General features: G+C 62.0%; 16 protein-coding genes and 6 pseudogenes. 8 read left to right on the top strand and 14 right to left on the bottom strand.

Features of this window, described 5'->3' with window-relative positions; translation table 11 throughout:
• Window positions 1-38 precede the first annotated feature (38 nt).
• The 3 genes from HDG32_RS32930 to HDG32_RS32920 are packed head-to-tail and all read right to left on the bottom strand — an operon-like array spanning window position 39 to window position 3,088.
• Entirely contained in the window at window positions 39-1,253 is a 1,215-nt protein-coding gene (locus tag HDG32_RS32930; protein WP_184073719.1) for an MFS transporter, read from the bottom strand.
• A gap of 36 nt (window positions 1,254-1,289) precedes the next feature.
• Window positions 1,290-2,438 carry an FAD binding domain-containing protein gene (locus tag HDG32_RS32925; RefSeq protein WP_184073717.1) on the bottom strand — a complete coding sequence of 383 codons (1,149 nt, stop codon included), beginning with the start codon at window positions 2,436-2,438 and terminating at the stop codon, window positions 1,290-1,292.
• Complete coding sequence (locus HDG32_RS32920; RefSeq protein WP_184073752.1) at window positions 2,435-3,088, bottom strand: DsbA family oxidoreductase; 654 nt, start codon at window positions 3,086-3,088, stop codon at window positions 2,435-2,437. The genes HDG32_RS32925 and HDG32_RS32920 overlap by 4 nt, the downstream gene beginning before the upstream one ends.
• A 130-nt stretch (window positions 3,089-3,218) precedes the next feature.
• Between HDG32_RS32920 and HDG32_RS32915 the strand changes: the two genes are divergently transcribed.
• Complete coding sequence (locus tag HDG32_RS32915; protein ID WP_184073715.1) at window positions 3,219-4,139, top strand: LysR family transcriptional regulator; 921 nt, start codon at window positions 3,219-3,221, stop codon at window positions 4,137-4,139.
• A gap of 73 nt (window positions 4,140-4,212) precedes the next feature.
• Here the strand turns inward: HDG32_RS32915 and HDG32_RS32910 are convergent, their stop codons facing one another.
• Window positions 4,213-4,731 carry a Dps family protein gene (locus tag HDG32_RS32910; RefSeq protein ID WP_184073713.1) on the bottom strand — a complete coding sequence of 173 codons (519 nt, stop codon included), beginning with the start codon at window positions 4,729-4,731 and terminating at the stop codon, window positions 4,213-4,215.
• Window positions 4,732-5,024: 293 nt separating this feature from the next.
• On the opposite strand from HDG32_RS32910, the gene HDG32_RS32905 reads away from it, so the two are divergent.
• Both HDG32_RS32905 and HDG32_RS36845 read left to right on the top strand, forming a co-directional pair.
• The gene (locus HDG32_RS32905) at window positions 5,025-5,717 is read left to right on the top strand and encodes a hydrolase (protein WP_184073712.1); all 693 of its coding nucleotides are present in this window, start codon (window positions 5,025-5,027) and stop codon (window positions 5,715-5,717) included.
• Window positions 5,718-5,771: 54 nt separating this feature from the next.
• Window positions 5,772-6,278: pseudogene (locus HDG32_RS36845) on the top strand (glyoxalase); the annotation flags it as partial.
• 45 nt (window positions 6,279-6,323) lie between these two features.
• Here the strand turns inward: HDG32_RS36845 and HDG32_RS36840 are convergent.
• Window positions 6,324-6,449, bottom strand: a pseudogene (locus HDG32_RS36840) (GTP 3',8-cyclase MoaA); the annotation flags it as partial.
• A gap of 372 nt (window positions 6,450-6,821) precedes the next feature.
• Between HDG32_RS36840 and HDG32_RS32895 the strand changes: the two are divergent.
• From HDG32_RS32895 to HDG32_RS32885, 3 genes and pseudogenes are all read left to right on the top strand, one after another.
• Window positions 6,822-7,202 carry a response regulator transcription factor gene (locus HDG32_RS32895; protein WP_260336681.1) on the top strand — a complete coding sequence of 127 codons (381 nt, stop codon included), beginning with the start codon at window positions 6,822-6,824 and terminating at the stop codon, window positions 7,200-7,202.
• Complete coding sequence (locus tag HDG32_RS32890) at window positions 7,199-12,784, top strand: ATP-binding sensor histidine kinase (RefSeq protein ID WP_184073710.1); 5,586 nt, start codon at window positions 7,199-7,201, stop codon at window positions 12,782-12,784. The genes HDG32_RS32895 and HDG32_RS32890 overlap by 4 nt, the downstream gene beginning before the upstream one ends.
• Before the next feature lie 71 nt (window positions 12,785-12,855).
• Window positions 12,856-13,665: pseudogene (locus HDG32_RS32885) on the top strand (IS630 family transposase); the annotation flags it as partial.
• Here HDG32_RS32885 and HDG32_RS32880 read toward each other — a convergent pair.
• Window positions 13,644-15,536 (bottom strand): annotated as a pseudogene (locus tag HDG32_RS32880) (efflux RND transporter permease subunit); the annotation flags it as partial. The pseudogenes HDG32_RS32885 and HDG32_RS32880 sit on opposite strands and share 22 nt — an antisense overlap.
• Between HDG32_RS32880 and HDG32_RS32875 the strand changes: the two are divergent.
• Window positions 15,506-15,988 (top strand): annotated as a pseudogene (locus tag HDG32_RS32875) (alpha/beta hydrolase); the annotation flags it as partial. The pseudogenes HDG32_RS32880 and HDG32_RS32875 sit on opposite strands and share 31 nt — an antisense overlap.
• 153 nt (window positions 15,989-16,141) lie before the next feature.
• On the opposite strand, the gene HDG32_RS37345 reads toward HDG32_RS32875, so the two are convergent.
• From HDG32_RS37345 to HDG32_RS32835, 8 genes are all read right to left on the bottom strand, one after another.
• Entirely contained in the window at window positions 16,142-16,540 is a 399-nt protein-coding gene (locus HDG32_RS37345) for a helix-turn-helix transcriptional regulator (protein ID WP_409340072.1), read from the bottom strand.
• Between the two features lie 654 nt (window positions 16,541-17,194).
• A complete protein-coding gene (locus HDG32_RS32865) occupies window positions 17,195-18,139 on the bottom strand; it encodes a LysR family transcriptional regulator (protein WP_311540533.1) in 945 nt (314 codons plus the stop codon).
• A 444-nt stretch (window positions 18,140-18,583) separates the two neighbouring features.
• Window positions 18,584-19,666: an amidohydrolase family protein gene (locus tag HDG32_RS32860; protein ID WP_260336680.1), complete on the bottom strand. Its 1,083-nt coding sequence runs from the start codon at window positions 19,664-19,666 to the stop codon at window positions 18,584-18,586.
• An 87-nt stretch (window positions 19,667-19,753) separates the two neighbouring features.
• Window positions 19,754-21,379 (bottom strand): cation/acetate symporter ActP, encoded by a 1,626-nt coding sequence (gene actP, locus HDG32_RS32855; RefSeq protein WP_221307943.1) that lies wholly within the window; start codon window positions 21,377-21,379, stop codon window positions 19,754-19,756.
• A 38-nt stretch (window positions 21,380-21,417) separates the two neighbouring features.
• A complete protein-coding gene (locus HDG32_RS32850; RefSeq protein ID WP_184073748.1) occupies window positions 21,418-21,756 on the bottom strand; it encodes a DUF485 domain-containing protein in 339 nt (112 codons plus the stop codon).
• 100 nt (window positions 21,757-21,856) lie between these two features.
• Window positions 21,857-23,086, bottom strand: coding sequence for an FAD binding domain-containing protein (locus tag HDG32_RS32845; protein ID WP_409340071.1), 1,230 nt, complete (start codon window positions 23,084-23,086; stop codon window positions 21,857-21,859).
• Window positions 23,083-23,568 (bottom strand): VOC family protein, encoded by a 486-nt coding sequence (locus HDG32_RS32840; protein WP_184073700.1) that lies wholly within the window; start codon window positions 23,566-23,568, stop codon window positions 23,083-23,085. Before HDG32_RS32840 ends, HDG32_RS32845 begins: the two co-directional genes overlap by 4 nt.
• A 226-nt stretch (window positions 23,569-23,794) precedes the next feature.
• Window positions 23,795-24,469: a TetR/AcrR family transcriptional regulator gene (locus tag HDG32_RS32835; protein ID WP_260336679.1), complete on the bottom strand. Its 675-nt coding sequence runs from the start codon at window positions 24,467-24,469 to the stop codon at window positions 23,795-23,797.
• 300 nt (window positions 24,470-24,769) lie between these two features.
• Here HDG32_RS32835 and HDG32_RS32830 point away from each other — a divergent pair.
• Window positions 24,770-25,114 (top strand): annotated as a pseudogene (locus tag HDG32_RS32830) (thiamine pyrophosphate-dependent enzyme); the annotation flags it as partial.
• Window positions 25,115-25,231: the final 117 nt, after the last annotated feature.

Here is a 25,231-nt window from a genome sequence, read left to right as displayed (position 1 = left end):
ATCCGGAGGGCATACCGCCCGGTTTGCCCCAAATGCCGTCATGCAATGCGTGCGGCGTGCGGACGGCCGATCGCGAGATAGTGGATCAGTGCAATGATCGGAAAGGCCGTCGCGACGCTCGCGACCAACGTCCAGCCACCGTGTTCGTAGAGCGGGCTGGCGAGCGCCGAGCCGAACGCACCGCCGACGAAGATGCTGGTCATATACAACGCGTTCAGGCGGTTTCTGCTTGCCGCATGCAGCGCGTAGATTTCACGCTGACCCAGCACCATATTCATCTGCACGGCGAAATCGAGAACGATGCCGGTTGCGACGAGCCCGATCACGCCCCAGGCCGGATGGATCAACGCCGGCGTGTAAGCGAGTGCGCCCACCACCAGCGCAATCAGCGTCGCGCGCACCGTATGCCCCGCGTCGGCCAGACGTCCCGCCACCGGCGCGGAGGTTGCGCCGATCGCCCCGACCAGCGCGAAGATGCCGATGGCGGTTTGCGAGAGCCCGAACTGCCGGGTCAACTCGATGGGGATCGCGGTCCAGAACAGGCTGAACGAAGCGAACATCAGCGCTTGATACAGCGAGCGGTGGCGCAGCACCGGCATCGTGCGGACCAGATGGCCGAGCGAGCCGATCAATTCGAAGTAAGTGGCCTGGTGATCAGGCTGGCGGCGCGGAATGGTCAGCGTGAGCACGCTGGTGACGATGGCCATCAGCACAGCCGCGGCACCGAACACCACGCGCCAGCCGAAGTGGCCGGCCACCACGCTGGAGATCGGGCGCGACAGCAGAATGCCGAGCAGCAGGCCGCTCATGATGGTGCCGACCACCTTGCCGCGCGACTCGTCGGGTGCGAGATGCGCGGCGAGCGGGATCAGAATCTGCACGGCGACCGAACTGAAGCCGATCAGCAAGGAAATCACGAGGAACCAGCCCGGCTGATGCACTACCGTCGCCGCGCCGAGACTTGCAATCGAGACCAGCGCGGTGATGATCATCAGCTTGCGGTTTTCCAGCAGGTCGCCCAACGGCACGAGGAAGAACAGGCCGAACGCATAGCCGATTTGCGTCAGCGAAACGATCAGGCTGGCTGTGCCGCCGGACATGTGAATGTCCGGCGCGATCAATTCGGTGATCGGCTGCGCGTAGTACAGGTTTGCGACGATCGCGCCGCAGCAGAATGCGAACAGAGCGATCAGCCCGCGTGTCAGCTTGACATGGCCGGCGCCGCCCGCCGTGATGGATGGTTGGGTTGACATTGCAACTCCCTAAAAGAAAAAACGGAAAATGTGTGCTCAGCGGGCGATGTTCATCAGCTGGCCGCCGAGCGAAATGCCCAGATCGGTCATGAGCCGGCCGCGTTGCAATTGCTGGTTCTCCCAGCGCTTGAGGGTTGAATCGATCGTTGCGCCGTTCTGCCATGTCGATGACAACGCCAGCGCCAAAGCATGGGCATTGGCCGCGGCCTTCGCCGTGCTGCCCGCCGTATGCGGACGCGGAACCGATGCGGCGTCGCCGAGCAGCACCGCGCGGCCGAACACCATCTTCGGCGCGCGCAGGTCGACGATCGGCTGCATGAACGGATCGTCGGTGCTATCGACGAGCGCGCGAAACGTCGGCGCGAGCAGCGCCTGCGCGTCATCCCGCAACTGGTCGATGTCGGCGCGCTTGGTCGCGCCTGGCGGCAACGAAAACGCGCGCGCCACGCCGTGGCGGTCCACCAGCAACTCGTCGAGCTGTTCGCGGCTGTATTTGCGATACCACACCCAGTTCCACCGGCGTTCGCCAGGCACGCTCGAATCGTGTTCGCCCGGAATCAGATAGGCGAGCGCCGAGTGCCCGTCGCCTTGCTGAAAAGTAAACCGGTCACGCAGTATGTTCGCTGCACGCAACGGCAAGTCCGGTTCCTCGACGAGTCCGCGCCACGCGACATAGCCCGCGTAGGCAGGCACGACCTCGGGCAGCAGGCGCCGTCTGAGCGTCGAACGTATGCCGTCGGCGCCGACCAGCAAATCTGCCTGCTCGCTGCGGCCGCTCTCGAACAGCGCGACGATCTGCTCGCCTTCCATGCGGAAATCAACAAAGGTCTCGCCCGTGTGCAGGCAATCCGCGGGCAGCGCATTTTTCATGGCGCGGTACAGCAGGCTCCACGACGTCTGCATCTGCGGCATATACAGTTGTTCGACGCGATTGTCGTCGCGGTCCAGATAGATGCGCTCGCCTGACATCACGCCGGGCGGATCGGGCAACACAACGCCTGCGAACCGGAGTGCGTCCAGCACGTCAGGCTGAAGTACGATGCCGCCGCCGCGGCTTTCGAGCTGATTCGACGAGCTCTCGAACACGTCGACCTGCCAGCCGGCTGCGCGTAAGGCGGTGGCCGAGAACAGTCCGCCGAGCGAGCCGCCGATTACGACGGCACGTGGTTTTTCGAACGATCTCATGCTGCATTCCTTTGTTCCGCCGCGCGCAGCCCATTGGCAAACACGACGGGCGGCTGCGCGCCGCTGATTGCCTTGCCGTCGATCACCATGGTCGGCACGGCCTGAATTCCGAGCTTGTCCGCCTGCTCGCGCGCCGCGTCGATCTCCGGATTGCCGGCAGCGGAGAGCAGATACGCGCGAACCTCGCCCGCATCGAGCGTGTGTTCGGTTGCGATCTCGACGAGCGTGTCGAGCGAGCCGATGTCGCGGCCTTCGGAAAAATAGGCGGCGTAGATGGCTTGATAAAGCGCGGCAGTCGTAAGCGGTTCATTGCGGTTCTGAGCAAACCGCATCAGACGGTGCGCGAGACGTGTATTCGGCGTGCGCAGCACCTTGCCATAGTCGAACGGCGCGCCTGCTGTCAGACCGGCGGCCGTCACCTGCGCATCCATGACTTGCGAGCGCGCCCAGGTGCCGAATTTATGGGTTCGATAGGCGCGCCGGTCCGTGCCTTCGACGGGCATGGAAGGATTCAATTCGAACGGCACATAGCGAATCGAAACAGCCGCGCCGACGCCGGATTCCGCGAGCGCCGCGGAGAGATTCCGTTGGCCGATCCAGCACCACGGACAAATGAAGTCGTAATAGACGTCGACTTGAATGGCTTGCATGTTGCACCCCTCGCTAGTTAATGGATGCAGCTTATATGTTGCGTGAGGCTCGGTGAATGGGGATAAAATGCAACCCCGTGTTGCGTTTATCGCAACCATCTTTGCAACTGCAACATCGCTGAGACCGAACATGGACAAGTTCCTTGCCGTGAAAACGTTGCTGGAAGTAGCTGACGCCGGCGGCTTTTCAAAGGCCGCACAACGCCTCGGCGTGGCCACCTCCTCGGTCACACGACTGATGGACGCGCTGGAGGCCTCTCTGGGGACCGCGCTGCTAACCCGTACGCCCAGAAAGGTCAGTCTCACGGACGCCGGCATTGCGTACGTCGAACAGATCGGCAAGGTGCTCGACGATCTGGCCGAAGCTGACGAGAGCGTCTTCGACAGCGGCGCGTCGCCGGTCGGCTCGCTCAGAATCTCGGTGCCGTCAACCTACAGCCGCTTGCGGCTCGCGCCGCACCTCGCGGCTTTCCTCTCCGACAATCCGCGTGTATTCCTCGACGTTGTCGTCGCGGATCACTTCGTCGATCTCGCGCTCGAGCGGATCGACGTCGCGATCCGGATCGGCCTGCAAGATCGCGACGCCAATCTGATCGTCAGAAAGCTCGCCGACAATCCGCGCTACGTCGTCGCCAGCCACGACTACCTCGAACGATGCGGCATGCCTCGGACACCGCAGGCACTCGACGCGCACGAGTGTCTTCGCTTCGCTTACGGTGGCGGCTATCGCACTCGCCAGGTCTGGGCCTTCCGGCGCGAAGGTGTGGCGCAGCGCGTCGAGGTGCGCGGTCATCTGTTGTCGAACAGTCTCGACGTCCTGCTCGAGGCCGTGATGGCGGGACGCGGCATTGCGTTGCTGCCCGAATGGCACGTCGACGCCGAGATTCGTGCGGGCCGCCTGTTGCGCCTGTTCGAGAACTTCGAAGCGAGTCCTCATCAAGGCGATGCAGTCGTCTATGCAGCGTATCTGCCCAATCGCCGTCACTCCAGAAAAGTGCACGCGCTCATTCAGTTTCTCGAAGCGCGGCTTCACGCCACGCTCGAAGGGTGATCGGCGACGCGCCCACGTGCCACGTCTCACTACCGTTCGCCTATCCACGTGCGCGATGCCGGGTCATACAGCTTTACGCATTCCGCCCGGATTCGAACAGGAACCACACGCGTTTCTCCGCTTCGTCGATCCAGTTTTCGAGCAGACTCGCCGTGGCGACATCGCCATATTCGTCGCATAGCGAATGCGTCTCGCGCATGTAGCCGGATAGCGCCAGATTGTCCTCACGCAATTCGGCGAGCATGTCAGCTGGCGTCACGAACTCCGCATTGTTGTCGAGAATGCGCTGCAGCTTCGTGATCTGGCCGGTCGAGTGCAGCGTCCGGCCGCCGAGCTTGCGCGCGCGTTCCGCGATCGGATCGGTGGTCGCGAAGATCTGCTCGGACTGGTCGTCGAGCAACAGGTGATAGTCGCGGAAGTACGGGCCCGACATGTGCCAATGGAAGTTTTTCGTCTTCAGATAGATCGCGAACACGTCGGCTAGCAGTGTGGTCAACGCGGCGGCGATGTCACGTGTCGCGTCTTCGGTCAGGCGACTCGGTGTTTTTAGCGGCGCCGCGCGACGTGCTGCTGCGTTCAGTTCGTCTTTCATGGCTTTTCCTTTTGAGGTGTCAGCCGGTGAAACGGGTGTTTCCGAATCCGGCACCTGAAGTGTAGGAACGCCGCGCACATAAAGTCCTGCAGAAAATATGAAATGTTCTGAGCGGCCGTTCGCCACGCGCCATGCCGCCGATTTCCTGGTTGTTATTTTTTTAAGAACGATTAAGGAGTTCAACTAGGACTCTGGGAAAAACCGTCGATAGACTGAGTCTCAGTTTTTCTCGCACTTCAAGCGAGTGCGACATGTCCTCCCATGTTAACCAGCCCTTTAGGATGCACAAAGCCATGGCAAATCCGAAACTCGAAGTTCTGACGCCTGCAAACTCGCAGATCATTTTTATCGACCAGCAGCCGCAAATGGCTTTCGGTGTCCAGTCGATGGACCGCCAGGCGCTGAAAAACAACGTGGTCGGTCTCGCGAAGGCTGCGAAGGTGTTCAACATTCCGACCACGATCACGTCGGTGGAAACGGAAAGCTTCTCGGGCTATACGTACCCCGAACTGCTGGACGTGTTCCCGGATCACAAGGTGCTCGACCGCACGTCGATGAATTCGTGGGACGACCAGAAGGTCCGTGACTCGCTGGCTGCCGCCGGCCGCAAGAAGGTCGTCGTGGCGGGTCTCTGGACCGAAGTCTGCAACAACACGTTCGCGCTGTGCGCGATGGACGAAGGCGACTACGAAATCTACATGGTCGCCGACGCGTCGGGCGGCACCTCGAAGGAAGCTCACGACTTCGCGATGCAACGGATGATTCAGGCCGGCGTGGTGCCGGTCACGTGGCAACAGGTGCTGCTCGAATGGCAACGCGACTGGCGGCACAAAGAGACCTACGACGCGGTCATGAAAATCGCCAAGGAACACTCCGGCGCGTACGGAATGGGCGTGGACTACACGTACACGATGGTGCACAAGGCGGCTCAGCGTACGGCTCAGCAGCACGAAATCCTGGCGCCGGTGCCGGCTAAGGTGAAGTAACCAGCGCATTAAACACATCGCGCGGAATTCGGGAGCGGAACATGTGGGTCCCGAATTCCGCACGGGTTGGCGCCCGTTTCATCCGCATTCGCCGATGCGGGGCCGCCGGAAGTGCCGGCCGGCAAGGCCGCGCTGGTGAAACACCCCGACGTGTCCGTGGGCCCGCAGTACGACACGACTCACGTGTATGTCGCCTCGGCGGACCTCGACGCGTTCGTCAACAGCTTCCTTGCGACGTTCGGCGGCAAGGCGTCCCCGCGCGCCGTGTTTACGGTGACGCCCACGCCGAGCAAGACCGCCTCGCAGTACGTGCAAACGCCGGTCGGCATGCTGTCGGTGTTCGGCTTCGAAGCGCCGATTCCATATCCGTTCGGCAATGAGCGAACCGGCTATCTGGTCACCGATATCGATCAGGCGGTCAAGGCGGCGCGTGCGGCCGGCGCCGATGTCCTCGTCGATTCGTTTGACGACCCGATCGGCAAGGACGCGGTGATCCAATGGCCGGGCGGTCTGACGATGCAGCTCTACTGGCACACCAAGGCGCCCAACTACGCGCCGCTGCTCGATCAGGTGTTCGATGCCTTTGCGTAGCAGCGGTTCGCCACCGGTCAGGCGGATCTTCTCGATGCCCAGTTGCGTAAAGGCCTTGCACAGCGCATGCATCTGATCGAACGACAGCCATTCGGAAGCCGACAGAAACGGGTAGCCCGGCCTGAAGACCTCTTTCGGCATGCAGTAGGTGCAACGGAAGTTGCACTGGTCGATCACCGAAAGGCGCAGAACCTCGAGCGGCCGCGCCAGGGCGTCCACGAGCAGCTCGGTCAGGCGGACGTCCGTCCAGGATAAATTGCCGTGCCCTGTCTTCTTCCGCTCGATCTTGCCCACTGTGACTCCCTTCGCTGCTGTGGCGAAAACGCCTGCCGGCTGGCCGGCATGGCGGATTCCAAAGGCGGTGCGGGCCGGTGTCGGGCCGTCGCGTCACGGCCTCACAGTAAGAGATATGGCGCAAGCGGACCATCCTACATAGGGCTCGGCAGGTCTGCCGCGCCGCATGACGGCGTTATACCCAAGTGTGATAGTGTCAGGCTGGGAGCGGCACCTAACATGCAAAGAAAACCGGGCATGAGCCGGATCCGGACGCGCCGGACGCCGTGGAGAAAGCGCGTCCGAAACCGAGCCGAACCGTCACGTTGGCGCAAGGGGAAAACCGTAGCAATGAGCTTTGTTCGTATCGTGGACGACGACGCCCTGTGCGTATTGCTCGACTTTAGAATGCGAGGCATGCAAGGAGTCGACGTGCACCGTCAACTGATCGAGAAGCAGCGGCACATTCCTGTCGTGTTCATGTCCGCGCAAGGCGACGACGAAACGGTTCGCCGCGCGATGCAGCACGGCGCCGTGGCTTTTCTGCGCAAGCCCTTTGCAGAAGACGTGTTACTCGATTCCATTTCGATTGCCATCGAACGACATGGAGAAGCGAAGTGAGCACAGAGGCATTTATCGAGGGATTTCGCGGGGCGTCCCCTGAGGCCGGCGCCACTGTGCATTTCGATCAGGTCTGGTTCGATCAGCTCGTGCTCGAAGCGCTGCTGGTCGACGGCAACATCGTGCGCTATCGGGCGAGAACACCGGACGGCGCGCAGTCGTGGGTGGTTGCCGTGCCCACCGATCTGCCCTCCGAAGCCGTATTCCGGCGTTTGCAGCAGGAGTTCGCCCCGGCCGACAAACTCGATTCGGCGTGGGCTGTGCGGCCGCTCGCGCTCGTGCGTCTCGCGCGCGGCCCGATACTCGTGTACGAAGACAACGGCGGTGCGCTGGTTCTGCCGCCGGCTGACGGCACGATCTCACTCAGCCGGTTTTTGCGGATCGCGGTCGGCGCCGCGCACGCTTTGCGGCTCGCGCATACGCGTGGCGTCCTGCATCGCGACATCAAGCCGTCCAACCTGCTGGAAGGCACGGACGGCACGGTGCGCCTGCTGGGCTTTCGCGACACATTCAACCTGGCCGGCGATCCCTCGACAGAATCGTCGGACACGCTGTACGGCACGCTCGCCTATATGTCGCCGGAGCAGGCCCGACGTGCGGAAGGTCAAGCCGACGAGCGCAGCGATCTCTATTCGCTCGGCGTCACTCTCTACGAACTGCTGACCGGCCAGTTGCCTTTCGAGGCGGCCGACGCCGTCGAATGGGTTTATAACCATGTCGCCCGTCAGCCCGCCAATCCACGGCAATATCGCGCGTCCTTGCCCACGGTGCTCGGTTCGATCGTGCTCCGGCTGCTGGCCAAGAGCCCTGGCGAGCGCTATCAAAGCGCGTCGAGCCTCGAGGCCGATCTGCGCCGCTGTCTCGCCGACTGGAACGAGATGCAGCACATCGTTCCGTTTGAACCCGCCGCGGAAGACAACGTCAGGAATCTCGCCGTCACGCATCGGTTGTTCGGTCGCGCGGTCGAATATAAGGCGCTGCTCGGCGCTTTCGAGCGCAACGCGATGCAGGGCGCGGCCGAACTCATCTTCGTGTCCGGCTATTCGGGCGCGGGAAAATCCGAACTCGTACGCAGCGTGCACCGCGCTACCGCGCAGACCTCCACGCTCTTCGCTTCGGGCAAGCTCGAACAGTACGGGCAGAATGCGCCCTACGCACCGCTGATGCAGGCGATACGCTCGCTGTTCCAGCGCATTCTCGGCGAGACCGATAGCGATCTGGACCGCTGGCGCGAGGTACTGCGCGAAGCGATCGGGCTGCAAGGCAAACTCATCGTGGGTTTCATTCCCGAACTGGAGCTGGTGCTCGGCGCGCAGCCCGATGTGGCGGATCTGCCGCCGGTGGAAGCGCAACTGCGCTTTCAGGCGCTGATCACGCGTCTGCTGTCCGTCTTCGCGACTCAAGCGCACCCGCTGATCCTGTTCTTCGACGACGTGCACTGGTTCGACGACGCCACGCTGAATTTCATTGCGAACTTCGTGGCGACCGTCGAGATCCGGCACGTGCTGCTGATCTGCGCTTACCGCGACAACGAGGTTGACCGCTCGCCCAAGTTCAAGGCCTTTCTCAAGTCGCCGCCAAGCACCGGCGCGCGCGTCACCACGCTCGCCGTGGGGCCACTCGATACCGCGAACGTGATGTCCTTGCTCGCCGACGCGCTGCATTGCGACGCCGCGCACGTCTATCCGTTGGCGGCGGTCGTCCACGAAAAGACCGGTGGCAATCCGTTTTTCGTCAAGCAACTGCTGCTTGCGCTGGCCGACCAGCAGTTGATCGCCTACGATGGCATGGCCGGTAGATGGACGTGGGATATCGATCGTATCGGCGAATATGAATCGTCCGATAACGTAGTCGACCTGATGGTAGCGCGCCTGTCGCGCCTGCCTCGGGATGCCCAGGCCATGCTCAAGCTGCTTGCGTTCATGGGGCGCCGGCTCGACAGATCGACGCTGGTACGGATCGACCGTGCCGGCGGCGTGGAATTGGAGCGGCGTCTGCATCCGGCGATCAAGGCAGGTCTCGTCGTGTCCGACCGGATGGGTTTTGCTTTCGCGCACGACCGGATTCAGGAGGCGGCGTACGCGTTGACTCCGGCAGACGAGCGCGGTGTCGAGCATGCGCGCATCGCCCGCATTCTGATGGAAGATTTCGGCGTGCGGGCCGTGCAGAATTCGGCGTTCGACATCGCGCACCACATCGAACGGGCTCAGGCAGCCGGCGCGTTGCGCGATCTGGATTCGGGCGAGACGAAGGCATTCGGGAGAATCTGTCTGCAGGCGGCGCGTCACGCGAAAGAAGCGATCGCCATGCAGTCCGCGCTGAGCTATCTCGACGTCGCGCAAAAGCTGCTCGACGCGAGCGGCGAAGACTACGCGCAATCGCTCGGCTATGAGATTGGCGTGCTGCGGGTGCAGTGCTACATCCTGAACGCGAATTTCGATGCAGCCGCCACGGAGATCGCGAAGCTGCTGCGCCAGGATCTCTCGATCGTTGCGCGCGCATCGGTCTACAAGCTGAAAGTCGACATGCAGCAGCATCTGTCGGACTACGAAGCCGCGGTTGAAACCGCGCTCGAGGGCGTCAAGCTGTTCGGCACCTACCTGCCGCGCTATCCGGAGGCCGCCGATGTCGAGGCCGCGTATAGCCGGCTCAATGATTCGCTCGCGTCGCGCACGATCGCCTCGCTCGCGGATCTGCCGATCTTGCGTGACGAGAAGATCGAATCGGAGATGAACCTGCTGGCAAGCGTCTATGCGCCGGCGTCGTTCGTGAACGAACGGCTCGGCTTCCTGCATCTGTGCCATATGGTGCAGCTCACGATCGATCACGGCATCACGGCGGCTTCCGCACATTGTCTTTCGTGGTTCGGCGTCTACGTGGGGGAGTTTTTCGGCCGCTATGAGGAAGGCTTCGAATTCTCGCGGCTGGCGCGCACGCTGGTCGAAACGCGAGGTTTCAACGCGGTAGTCACGAGCACGCTGGTTGCGCTCGATACGATCGCCGTCTGGACCCAGCCGCTGCCCTACGTGCTGGAATGCGCGCGCAACGCTTTCGAGTCGGCGCGCCCCAGCGGCGATCTGACCATGAGCTGCTACTCGTGCAATCACATCGTCTCCGATCTGCTGACGATCGGTGCGCCACTGGAGCAGGTCGACAGGGAAATCGATCTCGGCCTCTCGTTCGCAAGACGCGTGCGCTTCAAGGACGTGGAAGACATCCTCGAACTGCAGAAACGCTACGTGCACAGTTTGACGGGCGGCCCCGGGCTGCCTGGCAATTTCGGCGTCGTGGTCGACGGACGCATGACGTTCGACTCCGACCTGCTCGACACGCAGATGACCACGCTGCGCTTCTGGATCTGGCTGCTGAAAGGGGTTTCCTGCTACTTTCACGGTGACTATCAGAACGCGTTGTATTGCCTTGCCGAAGCGGGCGAACTCAAGTGGGCGACGCCCGCGCACATTCACCTGCTCGACTATCACCTCTACGCCGCGCTCGCTATCGCGAAGGTCTATTCCGCCGAAGGCGAGGCGGCTCACGCCGTCGCGCGGATCGAACCACATCTCGCGAGAGTGAGGACCTGGGCGCAACTCAACCCGGCGACCTTCCGCGACAAACTGCTGCTGGTCGAAGCCGAGGTGGCGCGCCTGAACGGCACGCCGCTTGCGGCCATGGCGCTGTACGAGCAGGCCGCCGCAGTGGCATCCGAAAGCGGCTTCAATCACAGCAATGCGCTGGCTCACGAGATGGCGTCGCTGTGCTGCGAGGCGAATGGTCTTTTCAGCGCAGCGCGCCACCATCGCCGTCGCGCGATCGACAGCTACATGCGTTGGGGCGCGCTGGCCAAAGTCGAGCTACTCGAGCGCAGCGGGCGTCCAGCGCAATTGTCGTTCGAGCAGCCGGTCGCGTCGCGTCCCTCGATCGAGATCGCCGATGCGCAACAGCGGTTCGATCTCGTCGCCGCTTTAAAGTCGTCGCAGGCACTCTCCGAGGAGATCGTGCTCGACAAACTCATCCGCACGCTCGTGACGTTGGCCATCGTGCACGCTGGCGCGCAGAGCGGGATGCTGATCCTGTTGAAGGGCAATGTGCCGGTTATCGAAGCGAGCGGGCAGGATGCACCGCACGGCGTTCAGGTGGCGCTGGGCGGCGACCAGCTCACGCGTGAAGATCTGCCGGCTTCGGTGTTCTATACGGCGCTGCGCACGCGCAAGCCGGTCGTGGTGGAAGATGCGCAACACGATCCGCGCTTTTCATTCGACGTAGCCTTTGCGAAACGCCTGGTTCGCTCCGTGTGCTGCTTGCCGCTCGTCAAACAGGGCAATGCCGTCGGCGCGTTGTATCTGGAGAACAATCTGACCGCGGGCGTGTTCACGGAAAGCCGTACGTCTGTGCTCGAATTGCTGGCCTCGCAAGCGGCCATTTCGCTCGAAACGGCGCGCCTTTACGCGGAACTGCTCGAAGAAAACAAGCGGCGCCAGGAAACGGAAATGGCCTTGCGCATGAGTGAGGAGGCCCTCGCGCTCGGACAAAGAATCGGCCGCTCGGGCAGCTACATCTGGAACACATTGACAGCCGAACGCTATTGGTCGAAGGAGCTTTACAGCGTATTCGACCTGCCGATGGACGCCGGCAGCCCCGGCACCCAGACGATTCTCGACCGGATTCATCCCGAAGACGTCGCGCTCTATCAGGAAGTCGTCGAGCCGGCCGCGCGCAATCGCACGTCATTCAGGCAGAAGTTCCGGATCGTTTCACCGGACGGCACGCTCAAGCACCTCGAAGTGCTCGGCGAGCCCTCGGGCGTGAGCAGCTTTGTCGGCGTGGTAACGGATGTGACCGACCGGCATACTACCGAACTGGCGTTGCAGAACGCCAAGCTCGAACTGGCGAAGGCGTCGCGTGCGACGACGATGGGCGAACTCGCTGCATCGATCGCGCACGAAATCAATCAGCCGCTGGCGTCGATCGTGTCGAATGCGAGCGCGGGCGTGCGCTGGCTCAACCGGCCGGTGCCGGACATTCCTGAAGCGTTGAACGGCTTGCGCGATATCGTGAAGGACGGCAAGCGGGCGGGCGACATCATCCGCGCGTTGCAGTCTCTCGCGAAGGAAGCCAAGCCGAGCTTCGTGCCAACTTATGTCGACAATGTGGTGCGCGAGGTCTTCGAACTGGCCGCGGCGGAAATCGAGCAACGCGGCCTGGTGGTGCGAATCGATCTGGGCGCCAACCGTTCGGTGATGGCCGACCGGGTGCAATTGCAGCAGGTGTTGTTCAACCTGGTCATGAATGCCGCGGATGCGATGGGCCATCTCGATGCGCGGCAGCGGCTGCTCAGCGTGACGTCGAACGTCGGCGATCAGGGCTCGGTGGTCGTGTCCGTGAGAGACAACGGCAGCGGGATAAATGCGGACATCGCATCGCGCATTTTTGACGCCTTCTTCACGACGAAGAAAACCGGCATGGGAATGGGGCTTGCCATCTGCCGATCCATCATCGAAGCGCACGGCGGCACACTGACGGCCGGCCCGGGCGAGCCACGCGGAACGGTGTTCGTTTTCACTTTGCCGGCAGCGGCCTAGTGTCCCGTTCTGTTGTTAACTAATCTATGTTCACGTAGCATGCTGGTATCAACGGAACGGGAGATACCAGCATGCCCATGGGACGACCGAAGGCCGACCTGGTATTGAGTGAAGATGAGCGCTCGCAACTGACTTCGATAGCGCGTTCGCGCTCGATTTCGGCGGCGCTGGTGACGCGTGCGCGCATCGTGCTGGCTGCTGCTGCCGGGGAACCCAACAGCGCAATTGCCCAGCGTCTTCAGATCACGCGTGCTACGGTGGGCAAGTGGCGTATCCGGTTCCTGGAGCATCGCATCAACGGGCTGTATGACGAAGTGCGTCCCGGCAAGCCGCGCACGATTGACGATGAGCGCCTGGCTCAACTGATTCACAAGACCCTGCACACCAAGCCAGCGGATGGCTCCACGCACTGGAGCGTGCGCACGATCGCCGCCGAAACGGCTATCTCGCCGACGAGTGTGCACCGCTACTTCAAGCTGCTGGGCCTGCAACCGCATCGCAGCGAAAGCTTCAAGCTCTCGACCGATCAATTCTTCATCGAGAAAGTGCGCGACGTGGTCGGCCTGTACCTGAGCCCACCGGAGAACGCGCTGGTACTGTGCGTGGACGAGAAGAGCCAGTGTCAGGCCCTCGAACGTACGCAACCCATGCTGCCGATGGGTTTCGGTTACGTCGAAGGCGTTACCCATGACTACGTTCGTCACGGCACCACCACGCTGTTCGCCGCCCTGAACGTACTCAACGGCGCAGTGCTCGCCACCTGCAAGCCGCGTCATCGGCATCAGGAGTTCCTGTCGTTTCTGCGCGAAATCGACAAGGCCGTACCGGCTGAACTCGACGTGCACTGCATCGTAAACAACTACAGCATCCACGAGATGCCGGCGAGCGAGCCGGGCAGGCCGCTCACGATGATCAGCGGGTCAAGCCACGACTGGAAGTTCACCACCATCAGCAGATAGACGAGCGCGATAGCGAACACAAGGCCGGCCTCGAGGCCGCCGAATGATTCGTTCATTGACTGCACCTGGCCGCGAATCACGATCGACGAACCGGGCGGCAATTGCGCACGCGCTTCGTCGACGAGCTTCGACACGTCTGTTGCGACGCCGCCCAGATCGCGCCCTTGTGTCGAAGCGAAGATGTCGAGCACCGGTTGCACGTTGTAGTGCGAGACGACGGCCTGCTGCGTGCTGCGAGACATCATGCCGAGCGTGCCGAGCAGATTCTGCGCGCCTGTAGTGAGGCCGAATGTCGTAACCGGAATGTTCGCGAGGGTTTGCAGCGAGTGAATGTCGTACTGCGGCACTTCGGCCATCAGCGGATAGCTCACGCCATTCTTCGGATCGAGCCAGAAGTTCGGCGTGGTTTGCGAGCTGCCAGATAGCGCGATCAGCAGATTCTGCGCGACGTCGCGCTGAGTGAGGCCGGCCTGAATGGCCTTCGTCCGATCGACGTCGACGTCGATCGCGGGTTCGTCGCCCGGCTGCTGGATGCGTGCATCGACAAGACCCCGCACGCTGCGCGGTTTCGCCAGCAGGCGATCCGTCACGACGCGATTGTCGTCGAGCTTGTTGCCGACAATCTGGATATCGATTGGCGCGGGCAGGCCGAAGTTGAAAATCTGGCTGACGATATCGGCCGGCAGGAACGAGAAGGTCACACCGGGAAACGACGCGTTCAGCACGTTGCGCAGCTTTGCGACATAACCAGAAGTCGGGCCGATGCCGTGTTTCAGCGTCAGCATGATGTCGGCGTCCTCGGGGCCGATCGGGTCGGACGAGTCGTAGGTCAGATTGATGCCGCTCACCGGCACGCCGATGTTGTCGAGCACTGCCGCCTGATCCTGCTTGGGAATCACGCTGGCGATCGTCGCTTCGACTTCGTCGGTAATGCGGACGGTCTGTTCGATGCGGGTGCCAGTGGGCGCGCGCAGATGCAGACGGATTTCGCCGGTGTCGACTGCGGGAAAGAAGTCGCGGCCCGCGAACGGGATCAGCGCGAGCGAGCTGAAACACAGCACGAGGAAAATGCAAATGAAGCGGCCGCGATGAGCAATCGCTCCTTGCAGCACATTGCGATACCGTCCGCGCGGCTTTTCGAAGCGATGTTCGAAGGCCGCCTGAAACCGGACGAGCGCGCCGAAGCGTCCCTGCGCGGCTTTTACGTCTTTCGATGGCGCGCGCATCAGATACATCGCGAGGGTCGGGATCAGTGTGCGCGAGAAGAAGTACGACGCGCACATCGCGAACACCACCGCCTCGGCGAGCGGCACGAACAGATAGTGCGCCACGCCGGAGAGCAGAAACATCGGCACGAACACGGTGCAGATCGACAAGGTCGACACGAAGGTCGGCACGGCGATTTCGCCCGATCCATTCAGGATTGCATCGTGCAAGGGCTCGCCGTTCTCGATGTGATGGGTAATGTTCTCGATCGCCACGGTGGCGTCGTCGACGAGAATGCCGACCGCCAGCGCGAGGCCGCCTAGCGTCATGATGTTGATGGTCTCGCCCAGCGCGGACAGTGCGATCAGTGAGGTCAGCACGGCAAGCGGAATCGACACGGCGATGATGAGCGTGGCGCGCCAGCTGCCCAGAAACAGCAGGATCATCACGGCTGTGAGGCACGCCGCGATCATTGCCTCGCGCACCACACCGGTGATCGCCGACTTCACGAACACCGACTGATCCGACAGCGGAGTGATGACCAGCGCGTTCGGCAGCCCAGGCCGTGCTGGTCTCGGCAGTGCCGCCGATCATGCTGAAGACGGAAGCGAATCCGGGTGGTCTGCCGATTTCGGTGTTCGACGGTATTCGCGAGAGCGTGCAGAATAACCGCTCGCAATTCTTCAAGGATCTGGCCGTGCCGTTCTACGGTTTCAATCGTCCGGATGCAAAGGTGTCGCAAGGCACGATCGATTCGTTCTGGCAGATCGGTATGCTCGGTTCGATCAAGGGTCTCTACGACTACGTCAAGGCGTTTTCGGAAACCGATTTCAACGAAGATCTGAAGAAGGTGACGGTGCCGGCACTAGTGCTGCAAGGCGACGCCGATCAGATCGTGCCGCTCGACGACTCCGGCAAACTGTCGTCGAAAATCATGCCGAATGCGAAGCTGAAAATTTACGAAGGTGCGCCGCATGGTATGTGCACGACGCACGCGGACCGCGTGAACGCGGACCTGCTGGAGTTCATCAAGTCGTAACCAAGCAGGCCGGCGGCGCCGTTGCGGTAGTCGTCGGCGTGTGTGATTCGCGTTGTTTCGTGGCCCGCTTGCGTGTGGGCTTTGCAGGCTGCTCTGCAAGCGGGTCGCCATCGGCGGAAACGCGCAGTCGAGTGCGATGCTTTGCAGGAAAGTCTATCGGCGTGGTTGGAGTCCGCCGTGTTCAAGCCGTGTCTGGTGCGAGACCCAGTTGCCGCCGTGCCGGCGCCAGTTGCCCGGCGGCGTGCCGACCAGTTGCGAGAAGGTTCGCGTGAAATGGCTTTGATCGGTGAAGCCGCATGCGATCGCGATTTCGGACAACGACGAATCGGATCTGCGCAGCAGACGGCGTGCGCGTTCGATGCGCTGCTCCAGCAAGCACTGATGCGGCGTGCAATGGGTGGTCTCGCGAAGCGCGCGATTGAAGTAGCTGCGCGACAGATTGCAGGCGCTCGCGATCTCTTCGAGTGATACATTGCCGTGGGTCTTCGCGAGCAGTATGTCTTTGCCGCGCGCTTCGTGCAGACTCGAAAGCCGCCGGCCCGGTCTGGCCACTTGAGTGCGAGCACCTGCGCAAGATGGCCGAATATGGCGTCCTTGTGACCCGGCCGCGTGGAAAAGCCTCTGATGGTCGAACCGTTTCGCTCGTAGCCGGTGTTCGCGATAAAGACGCGTGAAAACTCCACCAGCACGAAATCGAATGAGCCGTGCAGATCGGCACGGTAGTCCTCTTCGAATTTGCGGATGTAGACCGAGTCTTTCTCGAAGTCGTGCAATGCCGAGCGTGCGCCTGACGTGATGCGCCGGCGGTGGCCGGCAGTGAGCGACACGCCGATCAGGAAGCCTCGATCGGAGGCGGGCGTGGCTACTTCGCTGGTTTTCTCTTCGCGGCGGCACTTGCGATAAAACGTGAAGTCGCCTGCCTCGAGTTCAATGTCTTTATGCAACTGATTAGAAAGACATCCAAGCGAGTCTTTCTTTCGGGCGGCCGTGCCGTTTGAAGTTTCTGTAAGGTTCAACATGATCCGTCACCTCTGTCGTCGCGCTAAATTCACAAGCCCGTTCGCGTTGCCAAAATCAAGAGATGGTAATAACCAGCGGAGTACCGCGATTATCTCGGAAATTATTTACGAGGGTTATTAATTTTCGTTCAGGTTTGGACGTTGCAAGCGATAATTTAACTCGGCGGTTTTCGCAGAGCCTTGTCCTTCAAGGCTGAAGCGCCAGTTGAGCGGGTGTGTGCACGGCCGCCGGCGCCAGATTCGTAATTCGCAAATCGATTTTCTGTTTGAGAGCCACGACCAGAAATTCAACGAAGGTCTTTATCTTCGCATCGACGAATTGACGGGACGAATAAACCACAAACACATTGGTGGTCTGAAGCGGATACTCTGGAAACAGTTGAACCAGTTTGCCTTCCCTGAGTTCGTCCACAACCGAATAGGTCGGCACGGCGCCCACGCCGGCGCCCGCCAGCAGGGCAACCCGCAATGCCTGCATATTGTTGACGACGAAATGCCCGGCCGGCTCCGTTTCACCCACGGCATCGCCGGCAAGCTCGGACGGCCACTCGGCGGGCGGATCGAAGGACGAACTGGTTTGCATGAGCGCGTGGTTCGGCAGATCGGCGATGGTGCGGATCGGATGCCGCGTGAGGTAGTCCGGCGCGGCGACCAGAATACGCTCGCACCGGCCGATCAGCCGGCTCACATTGCGCGAATCCGGTAACGACGAAGCGGACACGATCGAGACGTCGAACTCGTCTTCGATCAGATTCGCCATATGCGGCAGCAGTTTCAGATCAACCGACACCGCGGGAAAGGCGTGCCGGTATTCGACAATAGTGGACGTCAACTGTTTCAGGCCGATGTCGGGCACGGCATGCACCCGCAATTTGCCGCGCGGCAGCGTGTGCGCGTCGCTCGCTTCCGCATCGGCGTCGTCGATATCGGCGAGGATTTTCTTGCAGCGCTGGTAATAGCGCTCGCCACACTCGGTGAGTGAGACGCTGCGCGTGGTGCGCTGCAGGAGTCGCGTGTGGAGATGCTCTTCGAGCGATACCACGGCGCGTGAAATATTACCGGCGCTGCAGTCCATATGTTTGGCAACTGCGCTGAAATTACCGGTTTCCGCGACTCGCGAAAACACGCGCATGCTGAAGATTCTGTCCATAGCCGCTGTTACCTCTTGATCGGGTTGATTCCGACAACACGTCTTGCCTGATGTGGAAACAATACGATCCGCGGCGGCCTTGCGCTAGCCCTACATTGGGCTAGCGCTGTCACTCATGCATTCACGCTTCTCATCCGCACGTATAGGGGTTCGCGACGGTTGGCAGGAGGCAGGAGGAAAACGCCGGCCGTTGACGCGTCATGGCGAACCCGGTCCGAACGATTGCGCGAGCCGTGGGCCTTTGAAGGTGGCTTTCCGTTGGGTCGAACCTTGGCGTGTCACCGCTGAATGATGCCTGTGCGAACTGGCGGGTGCATCCCGCCTCAGGACAATTAATAAAATCAGCACGCCGGCGAATGCCGCCGCCATGTTTCCCGCCTCGGTAATCGAACAGATGCCCGCCGTCGCAGGGGCGGGCGATCTGCGTTAAATCTTCAGCAGGTGTGCCGCATTGCCGCCGAGAATCAGATTCTTTTGCTCGGACGGAAGGTCGAGGCGATCGAGGAAAGTGACCGGCTGCTCGTAGCCCATGTCGAAGCAGTAGTCGCTGCCGAGCACCAGCCGGTCGATGCCGATGTTCTGGATCAGAAAGTCGAGCACGGGACCGGAATGGGAAACCGTGTCGTAATTGAAGCGGCGCAGGTAACTACTCGGCTTCTGTGCGAGCCGCCGCGTTTCGGGGCGCACCGTCCAGCCTGCGTCGATGCGGCCCATCAGGATCGGTAATGCGCCGCCGGCGTGCGGCAACGTGATGTTCAGCTTCGGATGCCTGTCCATCACGCCGCCGAGGATCAGATGCGAGCCGGCAATCGCAGTGTCGAACGGATTGCCCAGCAGGTTGCTCAGGTAGTAGTCGCCGAGTCGCGCGCCGCCGACCGTCTGCTGCGGATGCAGAAACACCGGCAGGTCCAGTTGTTCGATGCGTGCGAAGACCGGCTCGAACAGCGGGTCGTCGAGATCCCGGTTGTTGATGTTGGTCCCCATGTAGACGCCGCGCACGCCCGGCAACCCGGATGCGCGTTCGAGTTCGTCGATCGCGTCGTGCGCGTTCAGCATCGGCAGCGTGGCCAGCACGACGAAACGGTTCGGATACTGCACATGTATCGCGGATGCCGACGCGTTCCACGTTCTCGCGAGTTTTGCATTGAAGGCGCGGTCGGCCCAGTACACCATCGGCACGCTCAACGACAGCGCTTGCATATCGACACCGGAGGCGTCCATGTCGGCGAGCCGTTCGTCGATCTTGATGAACTTCAGCGGCAGGGGGCCGAGGCCGCCGGCGGGCGTCTGGAAGCTGAAGCTGGTTGCGTCGCACGTGAATTTGCCGCCGAACTTTGCGCCTTCGCTGCCCACCAGTTCGCAATAGCTGTCGGGGTAGTAGTGCGCGTGAATATCGATCGAGCGGCCTTTGCCCGCGGCGCCGGCTTTGCCTGCAACGCCTGCGGCGGGATTCGTGGTGGCGGCCGTGGCCGGCACGCCCGAGGCGAGGCCGCCGGCGAGTGCGGCCATCGTTCGGAGCAAGCGCCGGCGCTTCGGTGAAATACAGCAACTGCAGTCCATGCGTCAGTCTCCGTTATAGGTTTCGAATGTCGGGTGTCAGCCGTGCTTGACCATGCCGAGTTCGCAGTCGACGAGCTGGTTGCCGTACAACGCACGTTCGCGGGCTGCGCGTGCCGAGGTGTCGGCGATCGAGAAAAACACCACGCCGGCGAAGGCGACGATCATCGAGAACAGCGCGGGATATTCGTACGGATAGATCGCATGCGCGTGACCGAGCACCTGGACCCAGACGGTCGGGCTGAGGATAGTCAAGGTCACCGCCGAGATCAGACCGAGCGAGCCGCCGATCACCGCGCCGCGCGTGGTCAGTCCGCGCCAGTAGATCGAGAGCAGCAGCACCGGGAAATTCGAGCTGGCCGCGATCGAGAAAGTCAGGCTTACGATGAACGCGATGTTCTGCTTCTCGAATGCGATGCCCAGCAGAATCGCGAGCACGCCGAGCACGAGCGTGGTGATCCGCGATACGTGCATTTCTTCGCGGTCCGTGGCGGCGCCGCGCCGGATCACGTTGGCGTACAGATCGTGCGAAACCGCCGAGGAACCGGCGAGCGTCAATCCGGCAACTACCGCGAGAATCGTCGAGAACGCCACTGCGCAGATGAAGCCGAGAAACACGTTGCCGCCCACTGCATGCGCCAGATGGATCGCCACCATGTTCACGCCGCCGATCACCGCGCCCGAGGCGATGTGGTATTGCGGATCGGTAGCCACCAGCGCGATCGTGCCGAAGCCGATGATGATGATCAGCGCGTAGCCGATGCCCACAATCCCCGTTGCGTACAGAATGCTCTTGCGAGCGGCTTTGGCGTCGCCCACCGTGAAGAAGCGCATCAGGATGTGCGGCAGGCCCGCCGTGCCAAAGATCAACGCGAGACCGAGCGAGACAGCGGACACCGGATCCGACACGAGACCGCCCGGGCTCATGATCGCCGCATGTTTCGGGTGCGCGAGAATTGCCTGCGAGAACAGCGCATTCATGCTGAAGCCGAAGCGGCTCATGACCATGAATCCCATGAACGCGGCGCCCGCCAGCAAAAGCGCTGCCTTGATGATCTGGATCCACGTGGTGGCGAGCATGCCTCCGAAGAACACGTACACCACCATCAACACGCCGACCATGACCACGGCAGCCGTGTAGTTGAAGCCGAACAGCAATTCGACGAGCTTGCCGGCGCCGACCATCTGCGAGACCAGATAGAGCAGCACGATCACGATCGAACTCGATGCGGCAAAGGCGCGAATCGGCCGTTGTTGCAACCGGTACGACACCACGTCGGCGAGCGTATAGCGGCCCAGATTGCGCAGTGGCTCGGCGATCAGAAACAGAATGATCGGCCAACTGGCGAGAAAGCCGATCGAATAAATCAGGCCGTCATAGCCGCTCGTGAAGACGAGCGCGGAAATGCCGAGCAGGGACGCAGCGGACATATAGTCACCCGCGATTGCCCAGCCGTTCTGGAACGCGGTGATCTTGCCGCCTGCCGCGTAGTGGTCGGATACGCTGTTGTTCTTCTTCGCCGCCCAGCGCGTGATGAACAGCGTCGACGCGACGAACAGCAGGAACATACCGATTGCGATCGGATTGTGCGAGCGCGTCGGCACCGCGCTTTCGGCGGCAGCGGCCGGCAATGCGATGAACGCGCTGAAAGCGCCAGACAACATTGCGCTGACGAGCGGACTGCGCGAATGAGAAAGTCGTTTCATTGCTGTACTCCTTGCCGGATTTCATTCACGGCGTGGTCATGCAAGGTGTTGGCGCGCGCTACATAAACCGCGACCAGCACGAACGTGAAGACGAACATGCCGAAGCCGACTGGAATGCCCCATGTCGCGGGATAACCTTCGACAATCGGCCGGCCGAGCAGCCCCGGCGCGAACGCAAGCGTGAGGATGAAGGCGAAGTACACGGCCAGCATCAGGACCGTGAGGATCCACGAGAAGGTGCGGCGCTTGCGGACGAGCGTGCGAAAGCGCGGATCGTCGAGCAGTGGATTCGCCGCGGGCGGCGGCGGGTCGGTGGCGGCGTACTGCGCGCTCATCGAATAGGTTGGGGCGCCATGTTCCACTTTGTCTCCTTTCGAAACGGCTTCTCTTTGGTGCAGCAACAGCCGCTCGGAGCTGCCGTCACTGCAATGAATATCAGAAGCGCGCAGGTACCGCGGTTTCGCGCATCACGGCGTCCGGCGTGCGATAGCGCTCGGCCATTTCACGGTCGACTTCGTTTTTCAATTGCGCCTGCATGTACGCGCCGAGATGGCGTGCGTGCTGCACGATTGCTGCGCCCACCTGGGTGCGTTCATTGCTGTAGTCCGAGAGCGCGTCCTGCACGCCGCTGTGCGCATTGAGCGCCTTGACGAGCGCCATGGCGTCGCTGGCTGCCTTGGTCACGCCCATGCCGCAATGCGGCCGCGCGACGAATGCGGCATCGCCAAGCAAGGCGATCCGGCCGAACGCCATCTGCGGTACTTCGAGATCGAAGATGGGCTGGAAGAGCGGTTGCGCGACCTTGGTCACGACTTCGCCGAATTGCGGCGCGAGTAGCGTGAGCGCCGCGTCTTCCATGTCGGCGAGTACGTCCTGGCGAATCAGTGTGGGCGGAATGCCGCCTACCCAGCGCTTGCCGGCTGCATCGGTCAGCAGGTTCGGCAACTGAATTTCTTCGCTGGTCGCGCGATACCAGACGAAGTTGTAGCGGCGCTCGCCCGGCGTCGTGCTGTTGCCCTGGCCGGCAACCGGATAGCCGAGAATCTGCTCGCGCGGCGGCAGGCAAAACGCGAACTTCTCGAACAGCGCTTCGCGGGTTTCGCGCGACAGCGCGGCTTCGTCGACGAGGCCACGCCATGCGATATAACCGGCGTATTGAAGCCTGACGTCAGGCAGAAAACGCTCACGAATCGACGACTTGAAACCATCTGCCGCAATCACGATGTCGGCATGCAGTACCGTACCGTCGCCGAGCGTGACGACCGCCTGATCGGGACCGTCCTGCACCGAGGCGACCGTGCCCCCAGCGTGGTAATGAACATCCGGAAGCGCGGCGCGCAAGACGTGGTACATCTTGCCCCACGCGGTCAGCGTTTGCGGCAGATCGCGCTCGGACAGCACGTCGCCGTTCTGGGCGAAGGTCACGCGCGACTGCACCTTGACGCCGATCGAGTCGTCACATTCGATACCGGCTGCCGCGAGTGCTTCGAATAGTTCGGGGTGCGTGACAATGCCGGCGCCGCGCCCGGCCAGTTCATCCGGAACGCGTTCGAACACGTCGACGTCCCAGTCGTTGCGCACCAGCAGATTGGCCACGAACAGCCCGCCCAGCGAACCGCCGACGATGATCGCCCTTTTACGCGCAGAACTTTGGGTCATGGTCATTCTCCTGCGTTGATGGCGGATTGTGCGATGGCCGCTTGTGCTTCGGTGTGGCGGCTGATTTCTTCGGCGGGGAAGTTGAGTTCGACGGTCACGCCGGACGGGTCTTCGATAAACACCTGATGCAGGCCGAGGCTCGGCACCGTGCGATCGCGCCAGGCGATGCCTGCGGCCTTCAGTGTGTCCCACATTGCTTCGACGCCGGTGGCGAGAAACGCGATGTGGTCGACGGTGCCGGTTCCGCTCGTGGGCAACGTCTTGTCGCCCAGATATGCGGTGAGTCCGGCGGGATTGTTCGGATCGGTACCGATGATATGGACCGTGCCGAAGTCGGCTTCATCGCCGCCTTTGTAGAGCCATGCGCCCGGAAAGTCGAAGGGCGGACGGTAGCCCTGCCTGAAACCGAGGATCCGCTCGTAGAAGCGGCAGGATTGCTCGAGATCGGTGGTGCGAATCGAGTAGTGGGCAAGTTTTGTAACGGGCATCTTCGACTCCTGCTATTTATCGATCGATTAGTGATCGATGGATAAATTGTAGGTGAATGCACGAGCAGGAGAAAGCGGCGTATCGCAGGTGTTTACCCTGAAATACGCGGGCGGCACGAGTGCAATGAGAGCGGAAAGGGACGGCCGGCCCGCTGGCCGGCGTTGCTACGAGGTGTGGCGCGGAGTCCGGCGCGGGCAGCCATGCGGACCGCGCGGTGGGCCGGAGTCAGGCCCTGGAGCTGGTTTTCGCGCGGGCGAACTCTTTCGAAGCGTGCCCGAGCGCGGCGGGCACGCCGTTGAGAAATGCGTCGACCTGACGGGCGATGTGGTCTTCGATGTCGTCCGTCACCGGCAGGCCGTAGATCCATTTTCGCACGCCGAGATAGAAGATGCTCGCGTGCAGACTCCAGATCAGCTCCAGATCGATTTCGCGTTGTTTCGCGCCGGTGGGCGCGGGCAGCTCGTAGGCCGAGCGGATTTCCGCCATGACCGGCAGAAAGACGCGCTCACGCAGCCGAGCCAGATATTTGGAGTTGATGCCTTCACGCGTCAAGCCGGCGAAGATGAAGATCCGGATCCACTCGCGTCGCAAGATCACCTCGGAATACGACGAGTAGAACCTGACCATACGTTCCTGGATTGGAACCGAGCGGTCCCTGATCAGGCGTTCCCAACTCGAGTCCCATTGATAGACCTCTTCGTACACACGGTCGATCAATGCTTCCTTGCTGGGAAAGTAGCGGTACAGAAGCGGCTGTGTCACGCCGAGCTGGCGCGCGAGTTCGCGGGTGCTGCCGGAAAAGCCATGCGTGGCGAAATGGTCGACCGCCTTCAGCACGATCTGGCGTTCCCGTACTTCAGGCGCGAGCCGGCGCGTGACGGGCTTCTCGTGCTCATGCATCTCGCTCTGCGCTGTCTCGACCGTCCGTACTTTTCTCGGCATGGCTTGTTGAGTACCCGGTATATTGGGACGCATCATACAAAGATTAGCCTGGTCTGGCTAGGCGACGCGGCGGTATCGTTCGCTGGCGCAGTGCGTGTGAAACGCGCGTCGCGACGGGTTGTCCAGGATGGTGGTGCGGCACGCAGACGCCTGTCTGTCGCGGCGCTGGACTGGGCGCTCGTGCAAGGATGCCGTTCGTTTCAGTTGCGCGCGGCGACCAGCCTCGGCGCACTCCGGCATGCGCAGGGGCGCAGTTGCTTCAACAACAGCCTGCTCGGCTTCGTCTCGATGGAGTTAAAGGCGGGTGGCTACCTCGACAGCAACGTCGATCTCGCCAAGACCGACTTCGCGGCAATCGCGAAGGGCGCGGGCATTTTCGGCATCCGCGTCGAGGAATCGGAAGATGTGGCGGCTGCGCTGAAGCAGGCGTTCGACCATCCTGGCCCGGCGCTCGTGGACGTCGTCACGTCCAAGCACGAGCTCGCGATGCCGCCCTCCGTCGAACTCGCCCAGGCCAAGGGCTTCAGCCTCTATATGCTGCGCGCGATCCTCAACGGACGCGGCGACGAGATCGTCGAACTGGCGCGCACCAACTTGCGCTAACCGCGCGAGGACGGTTGCGGCATGTCAGGGCGCCCGGAATCCCGGGCGCCCGCCCGAACGGCGCTCGCAGGCGGCGCATCAACTACGTTCACCACCCAGCGCATGTGCAAAAAGCGT

Source organism: Paraburkholderia sp. CI2 (assembly GCF_014201055.1).
In the GTDB taxonomy this organism is placed as follows: Bacteria; Pseudomonadota; Gammaproteobacteria; order Burkholderiales; family Burkholderiaceae; genus Paraburkholderia; species Paraburkholderia tuberum.
Note: the sequence above shows the minus strand (reverse complement) of the source record. Positions and strands in the feature narration are given on the sequence as shown.

What these genes read in the sequence shown, in the direction of transcription:
- HDG32_RS32930 (WP_184073719.1), bottom strand. Translation starts at nt 1,253, where the DNA reads ATGTCAACCCAACCATCCATCACGGCGGGCGGCGCCGGCCATGTCAAG.
- HDG32_RS32925 (WP_184073717.1), bottom strand. Translation starts at nt 2,438, where the DNA reads ATGAGATCGTTCGAAAAACCACGTGCCGTCGTAATCGGCGGCTCGCTC.
- HDG32_RS32920 (WP_184073752.1), bottom strand. Translation starts at nt 3,088, where the DNA reads ATGCAAGCCATTCAAGTCGACGTCTATTACGACTTCATTTGTCCGTGG.
- HDG32_RS32915 (WP_184073715.1), top strand. Translation starts at nt 3,219, where the DNA reads ATGGACAAGTTCCTTGCCGTGAAAACGTTGCTGGAAGTAGCTGACGCC.
- HDG32_RS32910 (WP_184073713.1), bottom strand. Translation starts at nt 4,731, where the DNA reads ATGAAAGACGAACTGAACGCAGCAGCACGTCGCGCGGCGCCGCTAAAA.
- HDG32_RS32905 (WP_184073712.1), top strand. Translation starts at nt 5,025, where the DNA reads ATGGCAAATCCGAAACTCGAAGTTCTGACGCCTGCAAACTCGCAGATC.
- HDG32_RS32895 (WP_260336681.1), top strand. Translation starts at nt 6,822, where the DNA reads ATGCAAAGAAAACCGGGCATGAGCCGGATCCGGACGCGCCGGACGCCG.
- HDG32_RS32865 (WP_311540533.1), bottom strand. Translation starts at nt 18,139, where the DNA reads ATGCGCGTGTTTTCGCGAGTCGCGGAAACCGGTAATTTCAGCGCAGTT.
- HDG32_RS32860 (WP_260336680.1), bottom strand. Translation starts at nt 19,666, where the DNA reads ATGGCCGCACTCGCCGGCGGCCTCGCCTCGGGCGTGCCGGCCACGGCC.
- actP (WP_221307943.1), bottom strand. Translation starts at nt 21,379, where the DNA reads ATGTTGTCTGGCGCTTTCAGCGCGTTCATCGCATTGCCGGCCGCTGCC.
- HDG32_RS32850 (WP_184073748.1), bottom strand. Translation starts at nt 21,756, where the DNA reads ATGAGCGCGCAGTACGCCGCCACCGACCCGCCGCCGCCCGCGGCGAAT.
- HDG32_RS32845 (WP_409340071.1), bottom strand. Translation starts at nt 23,086, where the DNA reads ATGACCATGACCCAAAGTTCTGCGCGTAAAAGGGCGATCATCGTCGGC.
- HDG32_RS32840 (WP_184073700.1), bottom strand. Translation starts at nt 23,568, where the DNA reads ATGCCCGTTACAAAACTTGCCCACTACTCGATTCGCACCACCGATCTC.
- HDG32_RS32835 (WP_260336679.1), bottom strand. Translation starts at nt 24,469, where the DNA reads ATGCATGAGCACGAGAAGCCCGTCACGCGCCGGCTCGCGCCTGAAGTA.